A 17,613-nucleotide genomic window follows, 5' to 3' on the forward strand; every position below is an offset into this window, starting at 1 on the left:
GCCCCCGAAAAGGGACGGGAATGGGTAGGGGCGGCGGGGGCGAAACCCAACGCACCTCGCCCCCGTGGCAGCCCAGGTCGAGGACCCGGAGCCATGCCACGAGGGCGAGGGCGAGGAGAAGGACTACCTACGGACGATCAGAACTGCAGCCCCCAAGAGTTGATGTACCCGGTGTCGAGGGACGCGTTGTCGCTCACGCGGAGCGTCCACGTTCCGTTGGCGGTCTCGGACGAGGCGTTCACCGTGTACGTGGTGTTGATGTTGTCCGTCGAGCCCCCGGTCCCGTACGCCTTCAGGGTGTAGGCCGTCCCGTCGGGAGCGATCAGCTGGACCTGGAGGTCACCGATGTAGGTGTGGACGATGTTCACGGGCACGCTCAGCGCGGCGGGCGCGTTGCCGGTGACGCCGCTCACCGTGACGGGCGAGTTCGCGGTGGAGTTGTCGGCGATCGCATAGTCCGCGGTGTTCTCGAAGAGGTCACCGGTCGGAGGCGGAGTGGTACCGCCGCCACCGACCTTCAGCAGCCGGTTGGGCGAGCCCGTACCGGGGCTGGTGACGACCCCGGTCGTGGCGGAGTTGACCAGCGCGGTCTGCACGGCGGCCGGCGTCGCGGTCGGGTTGTCGGCCAGATAGAGCGCGGCGGCCCCGGCGACATGCGGGGTCGCCATCGACGTACCGGAGATGGTGTTGGTCGCGGTGTCGCCCGTACCCCAGGCGGAGGTGATGGAGGAGCCGGGGGCGAAGAGGTCGAGGACCGTGCCGTAGTTGGAGTAGCTGGCCTTGGCGTCGGTGCTGGTGGTGGCGCCGACGGTGATGGCCTCGGTGACGCGGGCGGGCGAGCGGGTCGAGGCGTTCGTCGTCTCGTTGCCCGCCGCCACGGCGTAGGTGACACCGGAGGCGATGGAGTTGCGTACGGCGGTGTCGATCGCCGTGTCGACGGTCCCGCCGAGGCTCATGTTGGCGACGGCCGGCTTGACGGCGTTGGTCGTCACCCAGTCGATGCCCGCGACGACCTGGGCGGTGGTGCCGGAGCCCGCGTTGTTGAGGACGCGGACGCCGACGACCTTCGCCTTCTTGGCGACGCCGTACGACGTGCCGGCGACCGTGCCCGCGACATGCGTGCCGTGGCCGTGGCCGTCCTGGGCGGTGTTGTCGTTGTCGACGGCGTCGTAGCCGTAGGAGGCCCGGCCGCCGAAGTCGGTGTGCGTGATGCGGACACCGGTGTCGATGACGTAGGCGGTGACGCCCTCACCGGCGGTGTCGTCGTAGGTGTAGCTCTGGTTGAGCGGAAGGGCCGCCTGGTCGATGCGGTCGAGGCCCCAGGAGGGCGGGTTGGGCTGGGTCGTCTCGATGGAGAAGACGCGGTTCTGGACGACGGAGGCGACGGCCGGGTCGGCGGCGAACCTCTTCGCCTCGGCCTCGGTGGCCTCGACGGCGTAACCGTTCAGCGCCTTCTTGTACGTACGCTCGATCGTGGCGCCGTACTCCTTCGCGAGGGCCCTGCCCTCGGCCGAGCCGGACTTCGCTGCGTCCGGGTGGAGCGTCACGATGTAGCTGTTCGCGATCGTGTCGGGCGCGCCGGCGTACTGGATCCGGCCCTCGGGGCCCGGGCCCGCGGCGGCCTGCGCCGGGAGGGCGGAGACGAGACCGGCGACGAGGGCCGCCGTACCGATACCCGCGATACCGGCGAGTCTTCGCCGGGCATGACGCATCACTGCCATCTGAGGATCCTCCTCAATCGGTGGTGCGCTGGTGGTGGGGGGTGGTGCGGTCGTACGCACAGGAAGACGGCAGGGTCATGTCAACGAACTGGCCGGTTCGCCCTGCGCTCAGCCGAAAGATTGCGGCTTCCACAGGAATTGCACAAGAGGCCTGCGCAGACGTAACGCAGGTGCCATATGCCAGTCATGACACTCCGTCACCAATCGGTGCATCTAACCTGCCGACATGACTCCATTGCCGGATTGTTTCTGCCCGGTGGACGGCACGCGCGTCCCCACGGGTTCGCTCGCGTGGTGCTGTCCGGTCTGCCGCGGCCCGCTCGACCTGGACTTCGCGCCCACGCCCGCCTCCCTCAAGTCCCTCGCGGGCAGGGTGAATTCACTCTGGCGGTACGCGGAGTGCCTGCCCCTGTCGTCCCCGTCGGTGTCGCTCGGCGAGGGCCGCACCCCGCTGGTCCCGCTCAAGGACGGCGTCTCGGCCAAGCTGGACTTCCTGATGCCGACGCTCTCCTTCAAGGACCGCGGAGCCGTCCTGCTCGCCGAGCTGGCCCTGCGGCTGCGGCCGGGCCGGGTCGTCGCGGACAGTAGCGGCAACGCGGGCACGGCGGTCGCCGCGTACTGCGCCAGGGCCCAACTGCCCTGCACGGTCTACGTCCCCGACGGCACGTCCGCGAAGAAGCTGGAGCAGATCGGGGCGCACGGGGCCCGCCTCGAAGTCGTCCCGGGCGACCGGGAGGCAGCCGCGCGGGCGGCCCGGGAGGCGGCGGACGAGGAGGGCACGTTCTACGCCTCGCACGTCTTCAACCCGTACTTCCTGCACGGCACGAAGACGTACGTCCACGAGCTCTGGGAGGACCTCGGCGGCCGGCTCCCCGACGTGATCGTCGTCCCCGTCGGCAACGGCACGCTCCTGCTCGGCGCGTCCCTCGCGATCGCCGAGCTGCACGCGGCCGGAATGATCGACCGCCGGCCCGCCCTGTACGCGGTCCAGTCCGCCGCCGTCGCCCCGCTCGCCCACGCCTGGCACGAGGGCGCCGACGACCTGGTCGGAGTCACCCCGGCGGCCCCCACGTTCGCCGAGGGCATCGCGATCCCCCGGCCGCCCCGGGCCCGGCAGATCCTGCGCGCGGTCCGGGACTCCGGCGGCACCTTCCTCACCGTCACGGAGGACCAACTCCGCCACGCCCAGAGAGACCTGGCCTCACAGGGTCTGTACGTGGAGTCGACGGGGGTGGCGTGCTGGGCGGCGGTACGGGAGGGGGCGCTTGGCGCGCGCACAGCTGTCGTGCCCCTGTGCGGGGCGGGCCTGAAAACGGGGCTCGCGGATTCGTAGGGACCTCGGGTAGTGACTCGGGTGCGGGTGGTGTGTGGCCGAGTGCGCAGTTCCCCGCGCCCCTGAAATACGGGGCCGCACCCCTGGCTTTCATCTTCTAGGGGCGCGGGGAACCGCGCACTCCGACCACGACCGGCCCGCACTCGAATAACGCCCTCCACCGACCCCCTCTTCACCCCGCGGGGCGCTCCGCCAACCTCTCCTGCTCCTCCTCCACAATCCGCCGAGCAATCGTCCCGTCCGACACATCAACCGCATCCGGCGTCGCCTCGGCGACATCACTGCGCCGGGCGTACGCGTCGAAGAGGCGGGACTTGCTCTCCAGGATCCGCAGCAGCCGGTCGTCCACGCTGTCCGTGGCGAGCAGCCGGTGCACCTGGACCGAGCGGACCTGGCCCATGCGGTGGGCACGGGCGACGGCCTGGTGCTCCAGGGTCGGCTTGACCTGCGGCTCGCAGAGGATCACGACGGACGCGGCCTGGAGGTTGAGGCCGACACCGCCGGCCTCGATCTGGCAGAGCAGCACGGCGTGCCCGGGCGCGGACGTGAACTCGTCGACGAGCTGCTGCCGCCGGGTGGCGGGCACTCCGCCCGCCAGCGGCCCCAACGCCCCTTCACCGACGGCCTGTTGGACGGTGGCGAGGACGTCCCGGAAGTAGGAGAAGACGACCACCTTCAGGTCGTTCACGGCGGCCTCCGCGACGAGTTCGCGCAGCCGCTGGAGCTTCGCCGACTTCTCGGCGTGCGCGTACGCGGCTCTGCGCATCGCCATGAAGTTCCCGGCGGCGACCGCCTCGCGGTAGGCGTCCTGGTCGGCGGCGCTGAACTCCTCCCACTCGTCGACCTGGACGAGCGCGGGCAGTTCGGTGAGTACGTCCTGCTGGTTGCGCCGCAGATAGGCGGGGGCGACGGACTTGCGGAACGTGTGCGGGCCCGCGACCGCGTCGCTGCCCTGGATCTTCGGGACCAGCTCGGGCTGGAGGTAGCGGACGAGGGTGCGGAACTCCTCGACACGGTTCTCCATCGGCGTGCCCGTGAGGAACAGGACGCGCTCGCACCGGTCCGTCCATCGCGCGACGGCCCGGGAACGGCGGGCGTCGGGATTCTTGACGTAGTGGGCCTCGTCGACGACGAGCGCGGCGGGGGCGGTGAGAGCGGCGGGCATCCCGGCCGGGCCCCTCGCACCCTTCCCGCCCTTCTCCCCCTTCGCCGGGTCCGGCAGGCTGTGCAGCACGTCGAAAGTGGTCACCGCGACGCCGCCGCGCTCGCGCCACTCGGCGTACGCGTCCTGCCGGTCGGGGCCGTGCACGGGGACCGCGCGCAGGGTGCTGCGGGAGCGGATCTCACGCGTCCAGTTGATCAGTACGCTCGCCGGGCACACCACCAGGAAGTGCTTGTGTCCGTCGGCCGCGAGATGCGCGAGCACGGCGATGGCCTGGACGGTCTTGCCGAGCCCCATCTCGTCACCGAGCACCACCCGGCGCTGGGCCAGCGCGAACCGCGCGCCGAAGGACTGGTATCCGCGGAGCGAGACCCGCCGGTGGGTGTCGTCGAGCCCCTGCGCGTGCACCCGGTCCGCGACCTCGGCAGGCAGGAACCCCTCGGCGGCCTCGACGTCGGGCGCGCTCCCGGCGATCTCGGCGAGCTGGCTGTAGTACTCCGGGGACCGCAGCTCGAAGTCCACCCACGCCTCGGCGTCGGACGCGGACTCCCGCAGCAGGTCGGTGGACGCCTGCGTGAGCAGCATCGGTACGCCCTTGGCCACGGCGTCGCTCGTCAGCGCGCGGAGTTCCGCGACGGCGGTGAGGGCACTCTCACGCCTGGCCCTGCCCGTGAGGGCCATCCGCAACCGCCCGGTGGCCGGACGGGCGGCCGGGAGAAGCGTCTTGAACCCGCGGTCGAGCTCCGTGGCGGCGTCCACGGCCCGCCGCAGTTCGGGTCCGGCCTCGACGAGCCGGCGCAGCGCGATGACGAGGGCGGTGGTCCGCGGTTCGGGGTGGTCGACGTCGATCCGTACGGACACGGTCTCCTCGACCGCGCGGGCGATCTGCCGGGCGGCGGCGAGTGCCTGGTCGGCGGTCTGGGCTCCGACGCCCGGTATCTGCCGCAGCTCGTACCGGCTCGCGTCGAACACGCCGCGCACCGATCCGAGCCCCGCCGCCTCAAGGGCCCCGAGCCTGAGCCGCCCCTCGGTGACGTCCTTCAGGCGCGAGACCGGGATGCCCTCCAGCTCCTGGGCGACCAGCTCGGCGAGGACCGGCGCGAGGGCCGTACGCACCTGGTCGACGGCCCGCGCGTGATCGTCGAGCACTCCTCGGGCGAGCCCGCGCAGCCGCTCGGCCCGCCCGACGACCGTACGGGTCTTCCGCCCCACCGGTACGGGGCTGTCGACCGCCCCCTCACCCTCCGCCATGACGCCCCTCGTATGCCGTACGCCGCGATGAGCGGACATCCTTCCACGGGGGACCGACAGTCGGGCCGGACGACGGGCGGGCCCAACGCCCGCCCGGTCCGCCGAGGCACTTCGGCTATGCGCGGGCTTCGCGAGGGCGGCGGAACACGAACGCCGAGGCCACCCCGCCGATGAGGCCGAAGAGATGTCCCTGCCAGCTGACTCCGGCCGTCGTCGGCAGTACGCCCCACAGGATCGAGCCGTAGACCGCGCCGACGACGAGCCCTATGACCACGTCACCGATCCGGCGGTCCACGAAGCCGCGGACCAGCAGATAGCCGAAGAGGCCGAAGACGACGCCGGACGCGCCCGCGGTTATGGAGTGTTCGGACGCGGTGAGCCAGACGCCCAGGCCGCTGACGAGGATCGTCACGGTGACGACGGCGAGGAAGCGGCGGATCCCGGACAGCGCGGCCAGGAAGCCGAGGAGGAGCAACGGCACGCTGTTCGCGGCGAGATGGTCCCAGCCGAAGTGCACGAAGGCGGCGGGCACGATGTCCCGCAGCTCGCCGAACTCGCGCGGCGTGATGCCGAACGTGTCCAGGGCGTGGCCGGTCGCCACGTCGATTGCTTCGAGCACCCAGAGCAGGGCGACCCAGCCGCCCACCAGCAGGGCCGCGTTCTTGACCCGCTCACCGCGCGACGCCGGCGCGGGAACTGCCACGCCGTACGGCCCGTACGCCATGAGAACCTCCTGGCTTCCCTCGTGTACTCCTCAACGCACGGAAGGCTCCGCCCGGTTCCCACCCATGGCCGGGCGAAGCGGAATCGTGGTGACCACTCTCGGTCTCGTACTTTTTACGCATTGTGATCGTGCGCCCATGACCTCACTGTGATCTGCCATGGACAACGGATCACATGCCCGGGAGACCCGCCTGGTCGAGCTGGTCGTGCCCGGTATCGGTCCGGTGGACCGCGCGGAGGCACTGGAGCCACCGGCCGTCCACCGGATCAGTGGGGACGAGGCCGCCGGCTGGTACGGAGCGGTGGCGGAGGACGACGCCGAGCCGCTCGTCGAACGGCAGGTCTACGACTGGAACCGGCTCACGATCGGCGGCGCGGGCCGGGCGATGTGGCTGCTCCTGCTGCCCTTTCTGCTGATCAACCTGGTGACGTGGATGCAGCCCCGGCTGCCGCGGCACAGCAGGGTGTCGGGCTGGCTGTACGACTTCGGGGCCCGGCTGCTCGGACTGTCGCTGACGGTGATGCTGGTGGGCGTGTTCGGGCAGGCCGCCATGGACCAGGTCGTGTGGCAGTGCGGGGCGCCCGCGCACACCGCCTGCGGTGCGGAGAACCCGTTGGTCGAGGCGGCACGGGACTCGGGCTGACGCTCGCGGCCGTGGTGCCGCTGCTCGTCGGAGCCGTGATGGCGTTCAGCGCGCGGGACGCCAAGAAGGAGTACCGGCCGGTCCTGAAGACCGTGGAGGGCGAGGAGTACCGGCGCCTGGACCGGGAGGACAAACAGCAGGCCCGGGAGAACGGCAAGGTACGGCGGCCATTGGAGGTGCGCGGCTTCTGGGAGTACAACTGGCGGGCCGAGGGCCTCACTTCACAGCATCGGTGTGCGGGTCTGCTCACCGTCGCGATGCTGGTGATCGTTCCGGGGCTCCAGTACGACCTGCGGCGGGACGGCACGGTCGTCGGGCTGGCGCTGTTCGTGCTGATTCTGGTGCTGGCGGCGCTGATGGTCGCCGACGGGCCCTGGTTCAGAAGTGTGGCGTGGGCGAGGCGGTGGCCGCCCAATCACCGGCGGACCACCCTCGGCGTGTGTCTCGGGGTGACGGTCTCCGCCATGCTCTACTGCGCGCTCCCCGAGCGGGACTGGCTCGCGGCGCGCGGGACTTCCCGGATGCTGCCGGGAATGGGCGAGGAGGCCAACGACGTCGTGATCGCCCAGGGCGTCGGCGTGCTGCTGATGATCGTCGCCTGTCTGGTGATGTGCCTCAGGGACCGCGACCGTGCGGAAAGGACGTCCCTGTACGGGCTGTTGGGGCCCGTGGTCGCGGTGGTGTCCTGCTTCATCGGGTGGCTCTACACGGCGGCGTTCTCCCTGTGGGCGCAGGGCTGGCTCACCCCGGACGGCGACCCGTACGCCACCGAACTCCCCAGGGCGGTGCGGGTGATCGCCGCGGCCTTCCCGCTGGTAATGGTGCTGGGCGGGCTCGCGGCCGTGGCCAACGCCCTGTGGAAACTGTGGAGGCGCAGGCCGGCGGCCCCGGCGCATCCGGCGGAGGAGAAGGAGGACAGGAAGCACCGCAGCGAGATCAACTGGGCCCGGAAACTGGGAGAGGACGGCCTGAACTGGTACGACCAGGGCCTCGCCGCGCTGGCCTCCCTCATCGTGGCCCTGGTCCTCACCCTGTATCTGGCGAACTGGGTGGGCGACGGTTCCCTGACGACGAGCGTCCGCCGGACCACGAACGACACGGTCAAGCAGCTGACCACCCTCGGTGCCCTCGCCCTGATCGCCCTCGTGGCGGTGGCGGTGCTCGCCGTACGGGCCGTCGCGCTCCGTCCCGAGATGCGCAGGAACACGGGCATCGCCTGGGCCTTCGGCGTGTTCTGGCCGCGCGCCGCGCACCCTTTCGCCCCGGCGGCCTGGACCGTACGGACCGTTCCCGAACTCGTCCACCGCATCGAGCATCTGCTGGACTCCGACAGCCGTACGCGGATACTGCTGCACGCGCAGTCCATGGGGTCGGTGATCGCCGTGGCCGCGCTGTGGCAGATTCCGCCCGAACTGCGTCCACGCATCGGCCTGTTGACGACGGGAAGCCCGATCGGCGCGGTGTTCGCCCGCCACTACCCCGGCTATGTCACGGCCGAGTCCCTCGACGCCCTGGTCCACAACGAGGACGGCGACGACGGCGAGGACGGCGGCACCCCGGACAGGACTCGCCTGCTCAGGACGTGGGTCAGCATCCACCGCGAGACCGACCTGCTGGCCGGCCCGACCGGCGTCGGCGGTGTGGACCAGGAGTGGAAGGACGGGGTGGCACCGATGGACCCCGACGCCGAGCGGTCGCATGCGCGCACCCGTGCCCAGCCCGTCTTCTGGCCCCTGGAACGGCACAACGGATACCGCCGGGACCCCAGGATCGCGGCGGTCCGCAGAGCGATCCTCGACACCCTCGCCGAGCCGGCCCCTCCGCCGCCCACTCCCCCGGCGACACCTGCTCCACGCCGGCCGACGCCCTCACCCGCGCCCTCGCCCTCGCCCTGACCGGCACCGGCACCGGTACCGGCACCCGCGCCGACTCGAAGGGGGCCGACGCCTGACCGGACCAGCCCCGTCCGAAGCCCGCGGGGACCCGTACCGAGGCCGCCGCCCCGGAATCCCCGGTGGCTCCGAACGAGTGGACTCGCCGGAACGATTACCGGACAGGGGCCTCCGCCCGGGGTCCGGGTGGTGACGTTGCCGTCCGAGCCCTGACCTGGAAGAGGCGCCCCGACATGCGACGTACCCCCTCCCGCCGGCTGTTCACCGCGGCGCTCCTCGTGGCGTCGGTGCTGGCGCCGATGACAGCGATTCCGGCCACGGCGGTCAACGCCGCGGGCGTCGACCGGCACGGCGGCGGCCCGTACGACGGCAACCGGCACTGCGCCGACCCGCACGGCGGCGGCCCGCACGGCGCCGGACCTCATGGCGTCAACGGGCGCGGCGGCGACCGGCACGACAAGGACGAGTGCCCGTCGAACGGTCTCGATCCCAAGCTGACCGCCCGGCTGGACAAGGCCATCGCGGACGTCCGCCGGAAGGCCGACATCCCCGGTGTCGTCGTCGGACTGTGGATGCCGGGCAAGGGAAGCTACGTACGCGCGACCGGGGTCGCCGACACCGCCACCGGTCGGCCGATGACCACCGACCCGTACATGCGGATCGGCAGCGAGACCAAGACGTTCACGGTCACCGCGCTGCTCCAGCTCGTCGACGACGGACGGATCCGCCTGGACGACCCGATCTCCAAGTACATCCACGGCGTGCCGGGCGGCAAGCGGATCACGCTGCGTCATCTCGCCGAGATGCGCAGCGGCCTGTTCCCGTACAGCGCCGACGCGGACTTCGAGCACGATCTGCTGAGCGACCCGAGCCGCTCGTTCACCCCGCGGGAGCTGCTCGCGTACGGCTTCAAGCACAAGAACACCTTCAAGCCGGGCAAGCAGTTCCAGTACTCCAACAGCAACCTCGTCCTTCTCGGCCTGGTGATCGAGAAGGTCAGCGGGCACAACCTCGTCGACTTCATCGACAAGCGGGTGCTCCGCCCGGCCCACCTGCGCCACACGCTGTTCCCCCTGGACGCCGAGTTCCCCGAGCCGCACCCGCGCGGCTACACCAACCAGACGCTGAGCGGCGACGTCGAGGACTCCACGGACTGGAACCCCAGCTGGGCCTGGGCGGCCGGGGCGATGATCTCGAACCTGCACGACCTGCGCCGCTGGGCCAAGATCGTCGCCACCGGGACGCTGCTCAGCCCGCAGACCCAGAAGGAGCGGCTCAAGACCCTGCCGACCGGCTTCCCCGGCACGAACTACGGCCTCGGCATCTTCGAGTCCGACGGCTGGATCGGCCACAACGGCTCCATCCCCGGCTACGAGAGCGTGACCGTCTACCTGCCGTCGAAGAAGGCCACCCTGGTGGTCCTCCTCAACACGGACATCTCCTACGAGGGCAAGGAGCCGTCCTCGGTCCTCGCCCAGAAGATCACCGAAATCGTGACCCCGAAGAACATCTACGACCGCCCGGTCCCGCCGCGCTAGTACTCCACGTCAGTACGGCAGCCCCCAGTGCGCGGCGAGCCGCAGACCATCGGACACCCCACGGCGGGAGACCGCCACCAGTGGGGTGTCCGAGGTCGTTCCGGGGACGGCGAGCATGTCGCGTACCAAGGCGTCGTACGGGCGCACCCGGCCGGACAGCGGGTGGAAGGGACCGGGGTCTACCGGGACTGACGCATGATCCAGTCGCGGATGCCGGGGATGGTGCAGGCGACCTGCCAGGTGGCCATGTGTGCGCTGGTGGTGGAGCCGGCCGGTACGACGGTGCCGGTCTCGAAGGCCGCGAAGTTCACCGGGGTCCGCTGTGCCGTCATGCTCCGGACGTCGGCGGCGAACTCCGCGGCCGTGGACCGGCCGTCCCACAGAGCGGTGCCGACCTGTGTGCCCTGGTCCCGGATGACCTCGGTGATGGCCTGCTCACCCGGGTACGCCTTGGTGTCGTCCGCGGAGACGAGGATCCACAGCTTCTTCTCGGCCAGCGGCACGGCCTGGCTCTCCGGCCACTGGCCGGCGACGATGAACGCGGCAGCGAACAGCTCGGGATACCTGATGTTCAGGCCCAGCGACATCATCGCGCCCATCGACTGCCCGGTCGTGTAGAGCCGGTTCGGGTCGATGCCGTACTCCTCCGTCACCGACCGGACGAGGTTCGCGGTGGCCTCGAACAGCCTCGACGGCTCGTAGTTGTCGTCGATCACCACGGAGCCGTATTCGGGGGCCAGGACGAAGGACGCGTGCCGGGCCTGGTCCTCCGGGCTCGCCCAGCAGACGGCGCCGAGGCCCTGGACCAGGGGGCCTTCCGTAGCGACGTTGACCACGCTCGCGTCGTGCATGAACAGGACCATCGGGTAGCTCTTGCGGCGGTCGTTCCTGGGTGGCTCGATTGCGGCGGCGGTGACGACGTCCCTCGGCGGTGCCACGACGGCGGACGCGGCCACGGGTGCGGGGCCGAAGGCGGGGTCCGTCACGAGTACGGGGCTGAAGGTGGGGGCCGGCCGGGCGGCGATCGGCATCCCGTCCTCGCTCCTCCCGCTCGACGGCTTCGCCACGGTCCACGACGACCTCTACGTACGGATCCTTCTGCTGGAGAACGGGTCCCGCCGCGTCGCCCTGGCCGTCCTGGACCTGACGTCGGTCGGCGCGGAGGCGCTCACCCTGATGAGGACGACCATCGCGAAGGCGTCCGGCATCGCGCCGGCCGACATCGTCGTGACCGTGACGCACACCTTCTCCGCCCCGCATGTGCAGGCGTCCACCACGTCGACGGCGGCGGCTCAGTACGTACGGCAGATCGTGAAGGCCACCGCGAGCGCGATCGCGGCGGCGGTCGAGGGCCTGCGGCCGGCGCGGGTCGGGTTCGGGACGGGCACGTGCGATGTGAACGTCAACCGGGACGTCCGCACGATCGACGGCTGGTGGCTCGGCACCGGTGAGGCGGGCTCGTCGGACAAGAGCGTGGGGGTCACCCGCTTCGACGACCTGGACGGCACCCCCATCGCCGTCCTCGTCAACTACGGCGTCCAGTCCTCGGTCATGATGGAGTCGGTCATGGCGAGCGGCGACCTGCCGATCACGGCCGACCTGGCCGACGCGGCGGTGCGGCACGTGGAGAAGCAGTACGACGGCGACGTCGTCGGGTTCTTCCTGGTCGGCTCATGCGCGGACCAGTCACCGGCGTTCAGGTCGAACCGGTACACCATCGACAAGGACAAGAAGTGGTCCCGGACCGACGCCCAGGACGCCGGCTGGCTGCTTCTCACGGTGCAGGGCGAGCGGCTGGGCACCGAGGCCGTCCGGGTCAGCGAGACCATCAGGACCTCCGCGGCGGCCCGGGCTCGACGGTGCGTCTCGTCACCGACTCCGTCACGGTCGACACGATGCCGATGGGCCACCCGACGGGACCGACGAAGACCTACGACTTCGCCCCGACCGGCACGGCCGACGTACCGGTCTGGATCCTGCAGGTCGGCAACGGCGTATTCGTGGGCGTGGCACCGGAGCTGTCCACCGACACCGCGCTGGCCATCAAGAAACACTCGCCGTTCCCGCACACCGCCGTCACGTCGATGCTCGAGGGCGGCTCGAAGAACATGGCCGAGGCACAGAGCTATGCCCGGATCACCTGCGAGGCGATGGACTCGCAGTACGCCCGGGGCTCGGCCGAGACGGTCGCGGCAAAGATCGGCGACATGCTGCACTCCCTGCGCCCCTGAACCCGCGCCTGCGGGTTCAGGGCGACCAGGGAGCCCTGCCGGGTCAACGACATTGTGGGACTCAGACGTTGAACCTGAACTCCACCACGTCCCCGTCCTGCATCACATACTCCTTGCCCTCCATGCGCGCCTTGCCCTTGGCTCGGGCCTCGGCTACTGAACCCGTTTCGACGAGGTCCTCGAAGGAGATGACCTCCGCCTTGATGAAGCCCTTCTGGAAGTCGGTGTGGATGACTCCTGCGGCCTCGGGGGCGGTGGCGCCCTTCTTGATGGTCCAGGCTCGGGATTCCTTGGGGCCGGCGGTGAGGTACGTCTGCAGGCCGAGGGTGTTGAAGCCGACGTGGGCGAGGGTGGCGAGGCCGGGCTCCTCGACTCCGACGGACTGGAGGAGCTCCAGGGCCTCCTCGTCGTCGAGCTCGGCGAGGTCCGCCTCCAGCTTGGCGTTGAGGAAGATCGCCTCCGCGGGGGCGACCAGCGCGCTCTGCTCGGCCTTGAAGGCGTCGTCGGTCAGCTCGTCCTCGTCGACGTTGAAGACGTAGAGGAACGGCTTCACGGTGAGCAGGTGCAGGTCGTGGAGGAGGGCCTCCTGGTCCGAGTCCTGCTTGATGCCCGCGGCGAAGAGGGTCTGGCCGCCGTCCAGGATCTCCTTGGCCGCCTCGACCGCCGCCACCTTCGCCACGACGTCCTTCTTGATCCGCGACTCCTTCTGGAGGCGCGGCAGGACCTTCTCGATGGTCTGCAGGTCGGCGAGGATCAGCTCGGTGTTGATCGTCTCGATGTCGTCCTTCGGCGAGACCTTGCCGTCCACGTGCACGACGTTCTCGTCCTTGAAGGCACGGATGACCTGGCAGATCGCGTCCGACTCACGGATGTTCGCGAGGAACTTGTTGCCGAGGCCCTCGCCCTCGCTCGCGCCGCGCACGATGCCCGCGATGTCCACGAAGTCGACCGTGGCCGGGAGGATCTTCTGCGAACCGAAGATCTCGGCCAGCTTGGTCAGCCGGGCGTCGGGGACGCCGACCACGCCGACGTTCGGCTCGATCGTGGCGAACGGGTAGTTGGCCGCCAGCACGTCGTTCTTGGTCAGGGCGTTGAACAGGGTCGACTTGCCGACATTCGGCAGACCGACGATTCCGATCGTGAGCGACACGTTGCGACTTCCCGTACGTAAGGGTGGAGGACGATCCAGACGATCCACCAGTCTACGGCGTTCCGCGCCCCGCACCGGCGACGTATCGAACGCTTGCTCAAGGTCGGCCAAAGCGCGTGTCCCAGGGCCTATTCCACACATAACCCGACCTAAGTTGGACCTGTGGAGCAACACAGAACTCGTCCCCCTCAGTCACCGCCGGTGCGACGCGGCGCGCCCCTTCCCCCGCAGGCCGGACGGGGTGGGACCCGTACGGCCCGGCAGACCGGGGCCGGGGCCGGTGTCCCGAAGACCCCGACGGCCGTGTCACCGCTGGTGCAGGCCGTCCGCCGGTTCCCCAACCCCCGGCTCACCGGGCTGGGCAGTGGGCTGTTCTGCGCCGCGTCGATGTTCGCGCTGGCCTGTCTGGACGCGCTGCTGTTCGGGTCCTCGCTCGTCGTCTACGGGGTGCTGTTCCTGCCCGTGTGCGCGTTGACGGCGGTGTGGGTGCGGCGGGCCGACCTCGTCACGGCGGTCGTCGCCGTGCCGATCGCCTTCGCCGTCGGGCTGCTGCCGATCGCCGACAGCAGCGGAGGATTCTTCGGGCGGGTGATGGGGCTGGTCACGGCTCTCGCGCTGCACGCGGGGTGGCTGTACGGGGGCACGCTGGTCGCCGGACTCATCGTCACTGTGCGCAAGGTGCGGATGATGAGCCGTCGTGCCGCGCAGCGGCGCCGGGCAGCCGCCTGAGACCAGGGACTGCCCGGGCAGGTCGGTCCGCTAGTCCGCCTTCGCCGCCCGCATCGCCGCGCCCACGATCCCCGCGTTGTTCTGCAGCTGGGCCGGGACGATCTCCGCCTTGATGCCCTCGATCAGGGGCAGGAACTTCTGGGACTTGCGGCTGACGCCGCCGCCGATGATGAAGAGCTCGGGCGAGAAGAGCATCTCCACATGGGCGAGGTACTTCTGGACGCGGTGGGCCCAGTGCTCCCAGGAGAGGTCGTGGTCCTCCTTGGCCTTGGTGGACGCGTGCTTCTCCGCGTCGTGGCCGTTCAGCTCCAGGTGGCCCAGCTCCGTGTTCGGCACCAGGGCGCCGTCCACGAAGACGGCGCTGCCGATGCCCGTACCGAACGTGAGCAGGATGACCGTGCCCTGGCGGTCGCGGCCCGCGCCGAACTGCATCTCGGCGACGCCCGCCGCGTCCGCGTCGTTCAGCACCGTCACCGGCAGTCCGCCCAGCCGGTCGCCGAGCAGGGCGCGGGCGTCCGTGTCGATCCAGTCCTTGTCCACGTTGGCGGCCGTACGGATCGTGGCGCCGCCGGTGACCACGCCCGGGAAGGTGATCCCGACCGGGCCCGTCCACCCGAAGTGGCCGACGACCTCCTTCACGCCGTCCGCCACCGCGTCCGGGGTCGCGGGGTGCGGCGTGAGCACCTTGTGGCGCTCCTCCGCCAGGTCGCCCACGTCCAGGTCCACGGGAGCGCCCTTGATCCCTGAGCCGCCGATGTCCACACCGAAGATCTGCATGGCTCTACGTTACGTCGTACGACGGACAGTCACTCCGCCGAGGGGGTGCCGGCGGTGCGGTCCGCCACCAGGGCGGCGGCCTCCGCGCGCAGGTCACGGCGCAGTTCCTTGGGGAGGGAGAACGTGATGGACTCGTCGGCCGTCTTGACCGTCTCCACGTCCCCGTAGCCGCGCTCGGCCAGCCATTCCAGGACGCCGTCCACCAGTACGTCCGGGACCGAGGCCCCGGAGGTCAGGCCCACCGTGGTGACGCCCTCCAGCCAGGCCTCGTCGATCTCGGCGGCGAAGTCCACCAGGTGCGCGGCGGCGGCGCCGGCGTCCAGGGCGACCTCGACCATGCGGATCGAGTTCGAGGAGTTCTTCGAGCCCACCACGATCACCAGCTGGGCGTCCTCGGCGAGCTTCTTCACCGCGATCTGGCGGTTCTGCGTGGCGTAGCAGATGTCGTCGCTGGGCGGGGAGATGAGCTGCGGGAACTTGTCCTTGAGGGCGTCGACCGTCTCCATGGTCTCGTCGACCGACAGCGTGGTCTGGGAGAGCCAGACCACCTTGGAGGGGTCGCGCACCTCGACCTTGGCGACGTCCTCGGGGCCGTCGACGAGCGTGATGTGCTCGGGCGCCTCGCCGGACGTGCCGATGACCTCCTCGTGGCCCTCGTGCCCGATCAGGAGGATGTCGTAGTCCTCCTTGGCGAAGCGGACGGCTTCCTTGTGGACCTTGGTGACCAGGGGGCAGGTCGCGTCGATGGTGGCGAGCTTGCCGGCCGCGGCCTCGTCGTGGACGACCGGGGCGACGCCGTGCGCCGAGAACATGACGATGGACCCCTCGGGGACCTCCGCCGTCCGTTCGACGAAGATCGCACCCTTCTTCTCCAGGGTCTGCACGACGTATTTGTTGTGGACGATTTCGTGGCGGACATAGATCGGGGCCCCGTACTGCTCCAGGGCCTTCTCGACGGCGATCACGGCACGGTCGACTCCCGCGCAGTAGCCACGAGGGGCGGCGAGGAGGACACGGCGGCCAGTCGAAGCAGTCATGCATCCCATCGTAAGGCCGCGCCCGGCGCGTCAAAGATCGCCGCCTTGGGGAGATGGGGAGACTGGTCGGGCAGCCGGGGAGGCTGGGAGGGGTGGGGCCAGGCGCGACTCTCGGGAGGTACGGATGTCCGGCACGGAGACCTCGGCCCACGCGGCCGACGACGAACAGGGTCTGCGGCGCAATCTCGGCTTCCGCGATCTGGTCGTCTACGGGCTGCTGTTCATCGCCCCCATGGCGCCGGTCGGCATCTTCGGGACCCTCGACGCCAAGTCGCACGGGGCGGTCGCGCTGGTCTACGTCGTCGCCACGGTCGCGATGGCGTTCACCGCTTTCAGCTACGCCCAGATGGTGCGCGTGGTCCCCCAGGCGGGTTCGGTGTTCGCCTACGCGCGCGCGGCACTCGGAAAAGAGGCTGGGTTCATCGCCGGCTGGATGGCGATGCTGGACTACCTCCTCATCCCGGCGGTGGCGTACCTCTTCTCCGGGATCGCGATGAACGCCCTGGTCCCGGAGATCTCGCGGTGGGTGTGGACGGCACTCGCCGTCGTCGTCACGACACTGCTCAACCTGTGGGGCGTACGGGCCGCCGCGCGCGTCGGTTTCCTGGTGCTCGCGATGGAGATCGTGGTCCTCCTTGTCTTCGTCGTGTCGGCGGTCGTCGTCCTCGCGCGCGACGGGGCCGAGCGGGGGTGGCTGTCGCCGCTGTCGGGGGACGGCTCCCAGGGGGCGTTCGCGCTGTCCGCCGTCGTCGGGGCCGTGTCGATCGCCGTGCTCTCCTATCTCGGCTTCGACGCGATCGCCTCCTTCGCCGAGGAGGTGACGGGGAGTTCGGAGAAGGTGGCCAGGGCCGTGCTGTTCTGTCTCGCCCTCGCCGGTGTGCTGTTCATCGCGCAGACGTATCTGATCGCCCTGCTCGAACCGCTGTCGTCCGCGGAGCTCGCCGCCGATCCGGTCAAGCAGGGGTCGGCGTTCTACGACGCCGTGGACGTCTCCGTCGGGACGTGGCTGCACGACCTGGTGGCCGTCAGCAAGGCGATCGGGGCGGCGTTCGCGGCGCTGGCCGGGCAGGCGGCGGCCGGGCGGCTGCTGTTCGCGATGTCCCGGGACCGGCGGCTGCCGCGGGTTCTGTCCCGGACTGACTCCGGGACGCCTCGGGTGGCGCTGCTCTGTGCTGCCGTCATCACGATGGTGGCCGCGGTGTGGGCCGCTCGGCGTGACGACGGGATGGACCATCTGGTGTCGGTGGTCGACATCGGGGCGTTGACCGCGTTCACGTTGTTGCACGCGAGTGTCGTGGGGTGGTTCGTCGTGCGGCGGCGGGGTGGGGCTGTGGTGTGGTGGCGGCATGTGCTGATGCCTGTTGTGGGGGCGGCGATCACTGTGGCTGTGATCGTGGAGGCGTCTGGGACTGCGCAGGTGGTGGG

General features: G+C 70.4%; 17 protein-coding genes. 7 read left to right on the plus strand and 10 right to left on the minus strand.

Annotated elements, in window-relative coordinates; translation table 11 throughout:
• Nucleotides 1–137: 137 nt before the first annotated feature.
• Nucleotides 138–1,721, minus strand: coding sequence for a S8 family peptidase (locus AOK17_RS20840; protein ID WP_055614030.1), 1,584 nt, complete (start codon nucleotides 1,719–1,721; stop codon nucleotides 138–140).
• 226 nt (nucleotides 1,722–1,947) lie between these two features.
• On the opposite strand from AOK17_RS20840, the gene AOK17_RS20845 reads away from it, so the two are divergent.
• The gene (locus tag AOK17_RS20845) at nucleotides 1,948–3,054 is read left to right on the plus strand and encodes a threonine synthase (RefSeq protein ID WP_055614031.1); all 1,107 of its coding nucleotides are present in this window, start codon (nucleotides 1,948–1,950) and stop codon (nucleotides 3,052–3,054) included.
• A 172-nt stretch (nucleotides 3,055–3,226) separates the two neighbouring features.
• On the opposite strand, the gene AOK17_RS20850 is transcribed toward AOK17_RS20845, so the two are convergent.
• Both AOK17_RS20850 and AOK17_RS20855 read right to left on the minus strand, forming a co-directional pair.
• On the minus strand, nucleotides 3,227–5,467 hold the full coding sequence (locus tag AOK17_RS20850) for a DEAD/DEAH box helicase (RefSeq protein WP_055614032.1): 2,241 nt from the start codon (nucleotides 5,465–5,467) through the stop codon (nucleotides 3,227–3,229).
• A gap of 115 nt (nucleotides 5,468–5,582) precedes the next feature.
• Nucleotides 5,583–6,191, minus strand: a complete 609-nt coding sequence (locus tag AOK17_RS20855; RefSeq protein ID WP_079053173.1) for a rhomboid family intramembrane serine protease — start codon at nucleotides 6,189–6,191, stop codon at nucleotides 5,583–5,585.
• A 157-nt stretch (nucleotides 6,192–6,348) separates the two neighbouring features.
• On the opposite strand from AOK17_RS20855, the gene AOK17_RS20860 reads away from it, so the two are divergent.
• From AOK17_RS20860 to AOK17_RS20870, 3 genes are all read left to right on the plus strand, one after another.
• Nucleotides 6,349–6,834 (plus strand): hypothetical protein, encoded by a 486-nt coding sequence (locus AOK17_RS20860; RefSeq protein WP_055614033.1) that lies wholly within the window; start codon nucleotides 6,349–6,351, stop codon nucleotides 6,832–6,834.
• An 11-nt stretch (nucleotides 6,835–6,845) separates the two neighbouring features.
• Nucleotides 6,846–8,729, plus strand: a complete 1,884-nt coding sequence (locus tag AOK17_RS20865; RefSeq protein ID WP_055614034.1) for a hypothetical protein — start codon at nucleotides 6,846–6,848, stop codon at nucleotides 8,727–8,729.
• A 230-nt stretch (nucleotides 8,730–8,959) separates the two neighbouring features.
• Nucleotides 8,960–10,264: a serine hydrolase domain-containing protein gene (locus AOK17_RS20870; protein ID WP_055614035.1), complete on the plus strand. Its 1,305-nt coding sequence runs from the start codon at nucleotides 8,960–8,962 to the stop codon at nucleotides 10,262–10,264.
• A gap of 179 nt (nucleotides 10,265–10,443) precedes the next feature.
• Here AOK17_RS20870 and AOK17_RS20875 read toward each other — a convergent pair whose 3' ends face one another.
• From AOK17_RS20875 to AOK17_RS50095, 4 genes are read right to left on the minus strand one after another with little or no spacing between them, the layout of a single operon-like run.
• Complete coding sequence (locus tag AOK17_RS20875; protein WP_245697257.1) at nucleotides 10,444–11,295, minus strand: carboxylesterase family protein; 852 nt, start codon at nucleotides 11,293–11,295, stop codon at nucleotides 10,444–10,446.
• Between the two features lie 51 nt (nucleotides 11,296–11,346).
• Nucleotides 11,347–11,538, minus strand: coding sequence for a hypothetical protein (locus tag AOK17_RS50085; RefSeq protein ID WP_157881365.1), 192 nt, complete (start codon nucleotides 11,536–11,538; stop codon nucleotides 11,347–11,349).
• An 18-nt stretch (nucleotides 11,539–11,556) separates the two neighbouring features.
• Nucleotides 11,557–11,748, minus strand: a complete 192-nt coding sequence (locus AOK17_RS50090) for a hypothetical protein (RefSeq protein WP_157881366.1) — start codon at nucleotides 11,746–11,748, stop codon at nucleotides 11,557–11,559.
• A gap of 45 nt (nucleotides 11,749–11,793) precedes the next feature.
• Complete coding sequence (locus AOK17_RS50095) at nucleotides 11,794–12,093, minus strand: hypothetical protein (RefSeq protein ID WP_107102458.1); 300 nt, start codon at nucleotides 12,091–12,093, stop codon at nucleotides 11,794–11,796.
• A gap of 30 nt (nucleotides 12,094–12,123) precedes the next feature.
• On the opposite strand from AOK17_RS50095, the gene AOK17_RS50100 reads away from it, so the two are divergent.
• Complete coding sequence (locus AOK17_RS50100; RefSeq protein WP_107102459.1) at nucleotides 12,124–12,495, plus strand: hypothetical protein; 372 nt, start codon at nucleotides 12,124–12,126, stop codon at nucleotides 12,493–12,495.
• Nucleotides 12,496–12,556: 61 nt separating this feature from the next.
• Here AOK17_RS50100 and ychF read toward each other — a convergent pair whose 3' ends face one another.
• Nucleotides 12,557–13,645, minus strand: a complete 1,089-nt coding sequence (gene ychF, locus AOK17_RS20885; RefSeq protein WP_055614036.1) for a redox-regulated ATPase YchF — start codon at nucleotides 13,643–13,645, stop codon at nucleotides 12,557–12,559.
• A gap of 162 nt (nucleotides 13,646–13,807) precedes the next feature.
• On the opposite strand from ychF, the gene AOK17_RS20890 reads away from it, so the two are divergent.
• Nucleotides 13,808–14,374 carry a DUF6542 domain-containing protein gene (locus AOK17_RS20890; protein WP_079053174.1) on the plus strand — a complete coding sequence of 189 codons (567 nt, stop codon included), beginning with the start codon at nucleotides 13,808–13,810 and terminating at the stop codon, nucleotides 14,372–14,374.
• A gap of 30 nt (nucleotides 14,375–14,404) precedes the next feature.
• Here AOK17_RS20890 and ppgK read toward each other — a convergent pair whose 3' ends face one another.
• Nucleotides 14,405–15,151: a polyphosphate--glucose phosphotransferase gene (ppgK, locus tag AOK17_RS20895; protein WP_055614037.1), complete on the minus strand. Its 747-nt coding sequence runs from the start codon at nucleotides 15,149–15,151 to the stop codon at nucleotides 14,405–14,407.
• Between the two features lie 29 nt (nucleotides 15,152–15,180).
• Complete coding sequence (locus tag AOK17_RS20900) at nucleotides 15,181–16,197, minus strand: 4-hydroxy-3-methylbut-2-enyl diphosphate reductase (protein WP_079053175.1); 1,017 nt, start codon at nucleotides 16,195–16,197, stop codon at nucleotides 15,181–15,183.
• 115 nt (nucleotides 16,198–16,312) lie between these two features.
• On the opposite strand from AOK17_RS20900, the gene AOK17_RS20905 reads away from it, so the two are divergent.
• Nucleotides 16,313–17,613 (plus strand): APC family permease (locus AOK17_RS20905; RefSeq protein WP_055614039.1); only part of this gene is annotated, 1,301 nt, incomplete at its 3' end.

It is taken from the genome of Streptomyces phaeochromogenes (assembly GCF_001418655.1).
Lineage (GTDB): Bacteria > Actinomycetota > Actinomycetes > Streptomycetales > Streptomycetaceae > Streptomyces > Streptomyces phaeochromogenes.

Coding starts and splice junctions, on each gene's coding strand:
- AOK17_RS20860 (WP_055614033.1), top strand. CDS start 6,349: ATGGACAACGGATCACATGCCCGGGAGACCCGCCTGGTCGAGCTGGTC.
- AOK17_RS20840 (WP_055614030.1), bottom strand. CDS start 1,721: ATGGCAGTGATGCGTCATGCCCGGCGAAGACTCGCCGGTATCGCGGGT.
- AOK17_RS20875 (WP_245697257.1), bottom strand. CDS start 11,295: ATGCCGATCGCCGCCCGGCCGGCCCCCACCTTCAGCCCCGTACTCGTG.
- AOK17_RS20900 (WP_079053175.1), bottom strand. CDS start 16,197: ATGGGATGCATGACTGCTTCGACTGGCCGCCGTGTCCTCCTCGCCGCC.
- AOK17_RS20850 (WP_055614032.1), bottom strand. CDS start 5,467: ATGGCGGAGGGTGAGGGGGCGGTCGACAGCCCCGTACCGGTGGGGCGG.
- AOK17_RS20870 (WP_055614035.1), top strand. CDS start 8,960: ATGCGACGTACCCCCTCCCGCCGGCTGTTCACCGCGGCGCTCCTCGTG.
- AOK17_RS20845 (WP_055614031.1), top strand. CDS start 1,948: ATGACTCCATTGCCGGATTGTTTCTGCCCGGTGGACGGCACGCGCGTC.
- ppgK (WP_055614037.1), bottom strand. CDS start 15,151: ATGCAGATCTTCGGTGTGGACATCGGCGGCTCAGGGATCAAGGGCGCT.
- AOK17_RS50095 (WP_107102458.1), bottom strand. CDS start 12,093: ATGGTCTCGCTGACCCGGACGGCCTCGGTGCCCAGCCGCTCGCCCTGC.
- AOK17_RS20855 (WP_079053173.1), bottom strand. CDS start 6,191: ATGGCGTACGGGCCGTACGGCGTGGCAGTTCCCGCGCCGGCGTCGCGC.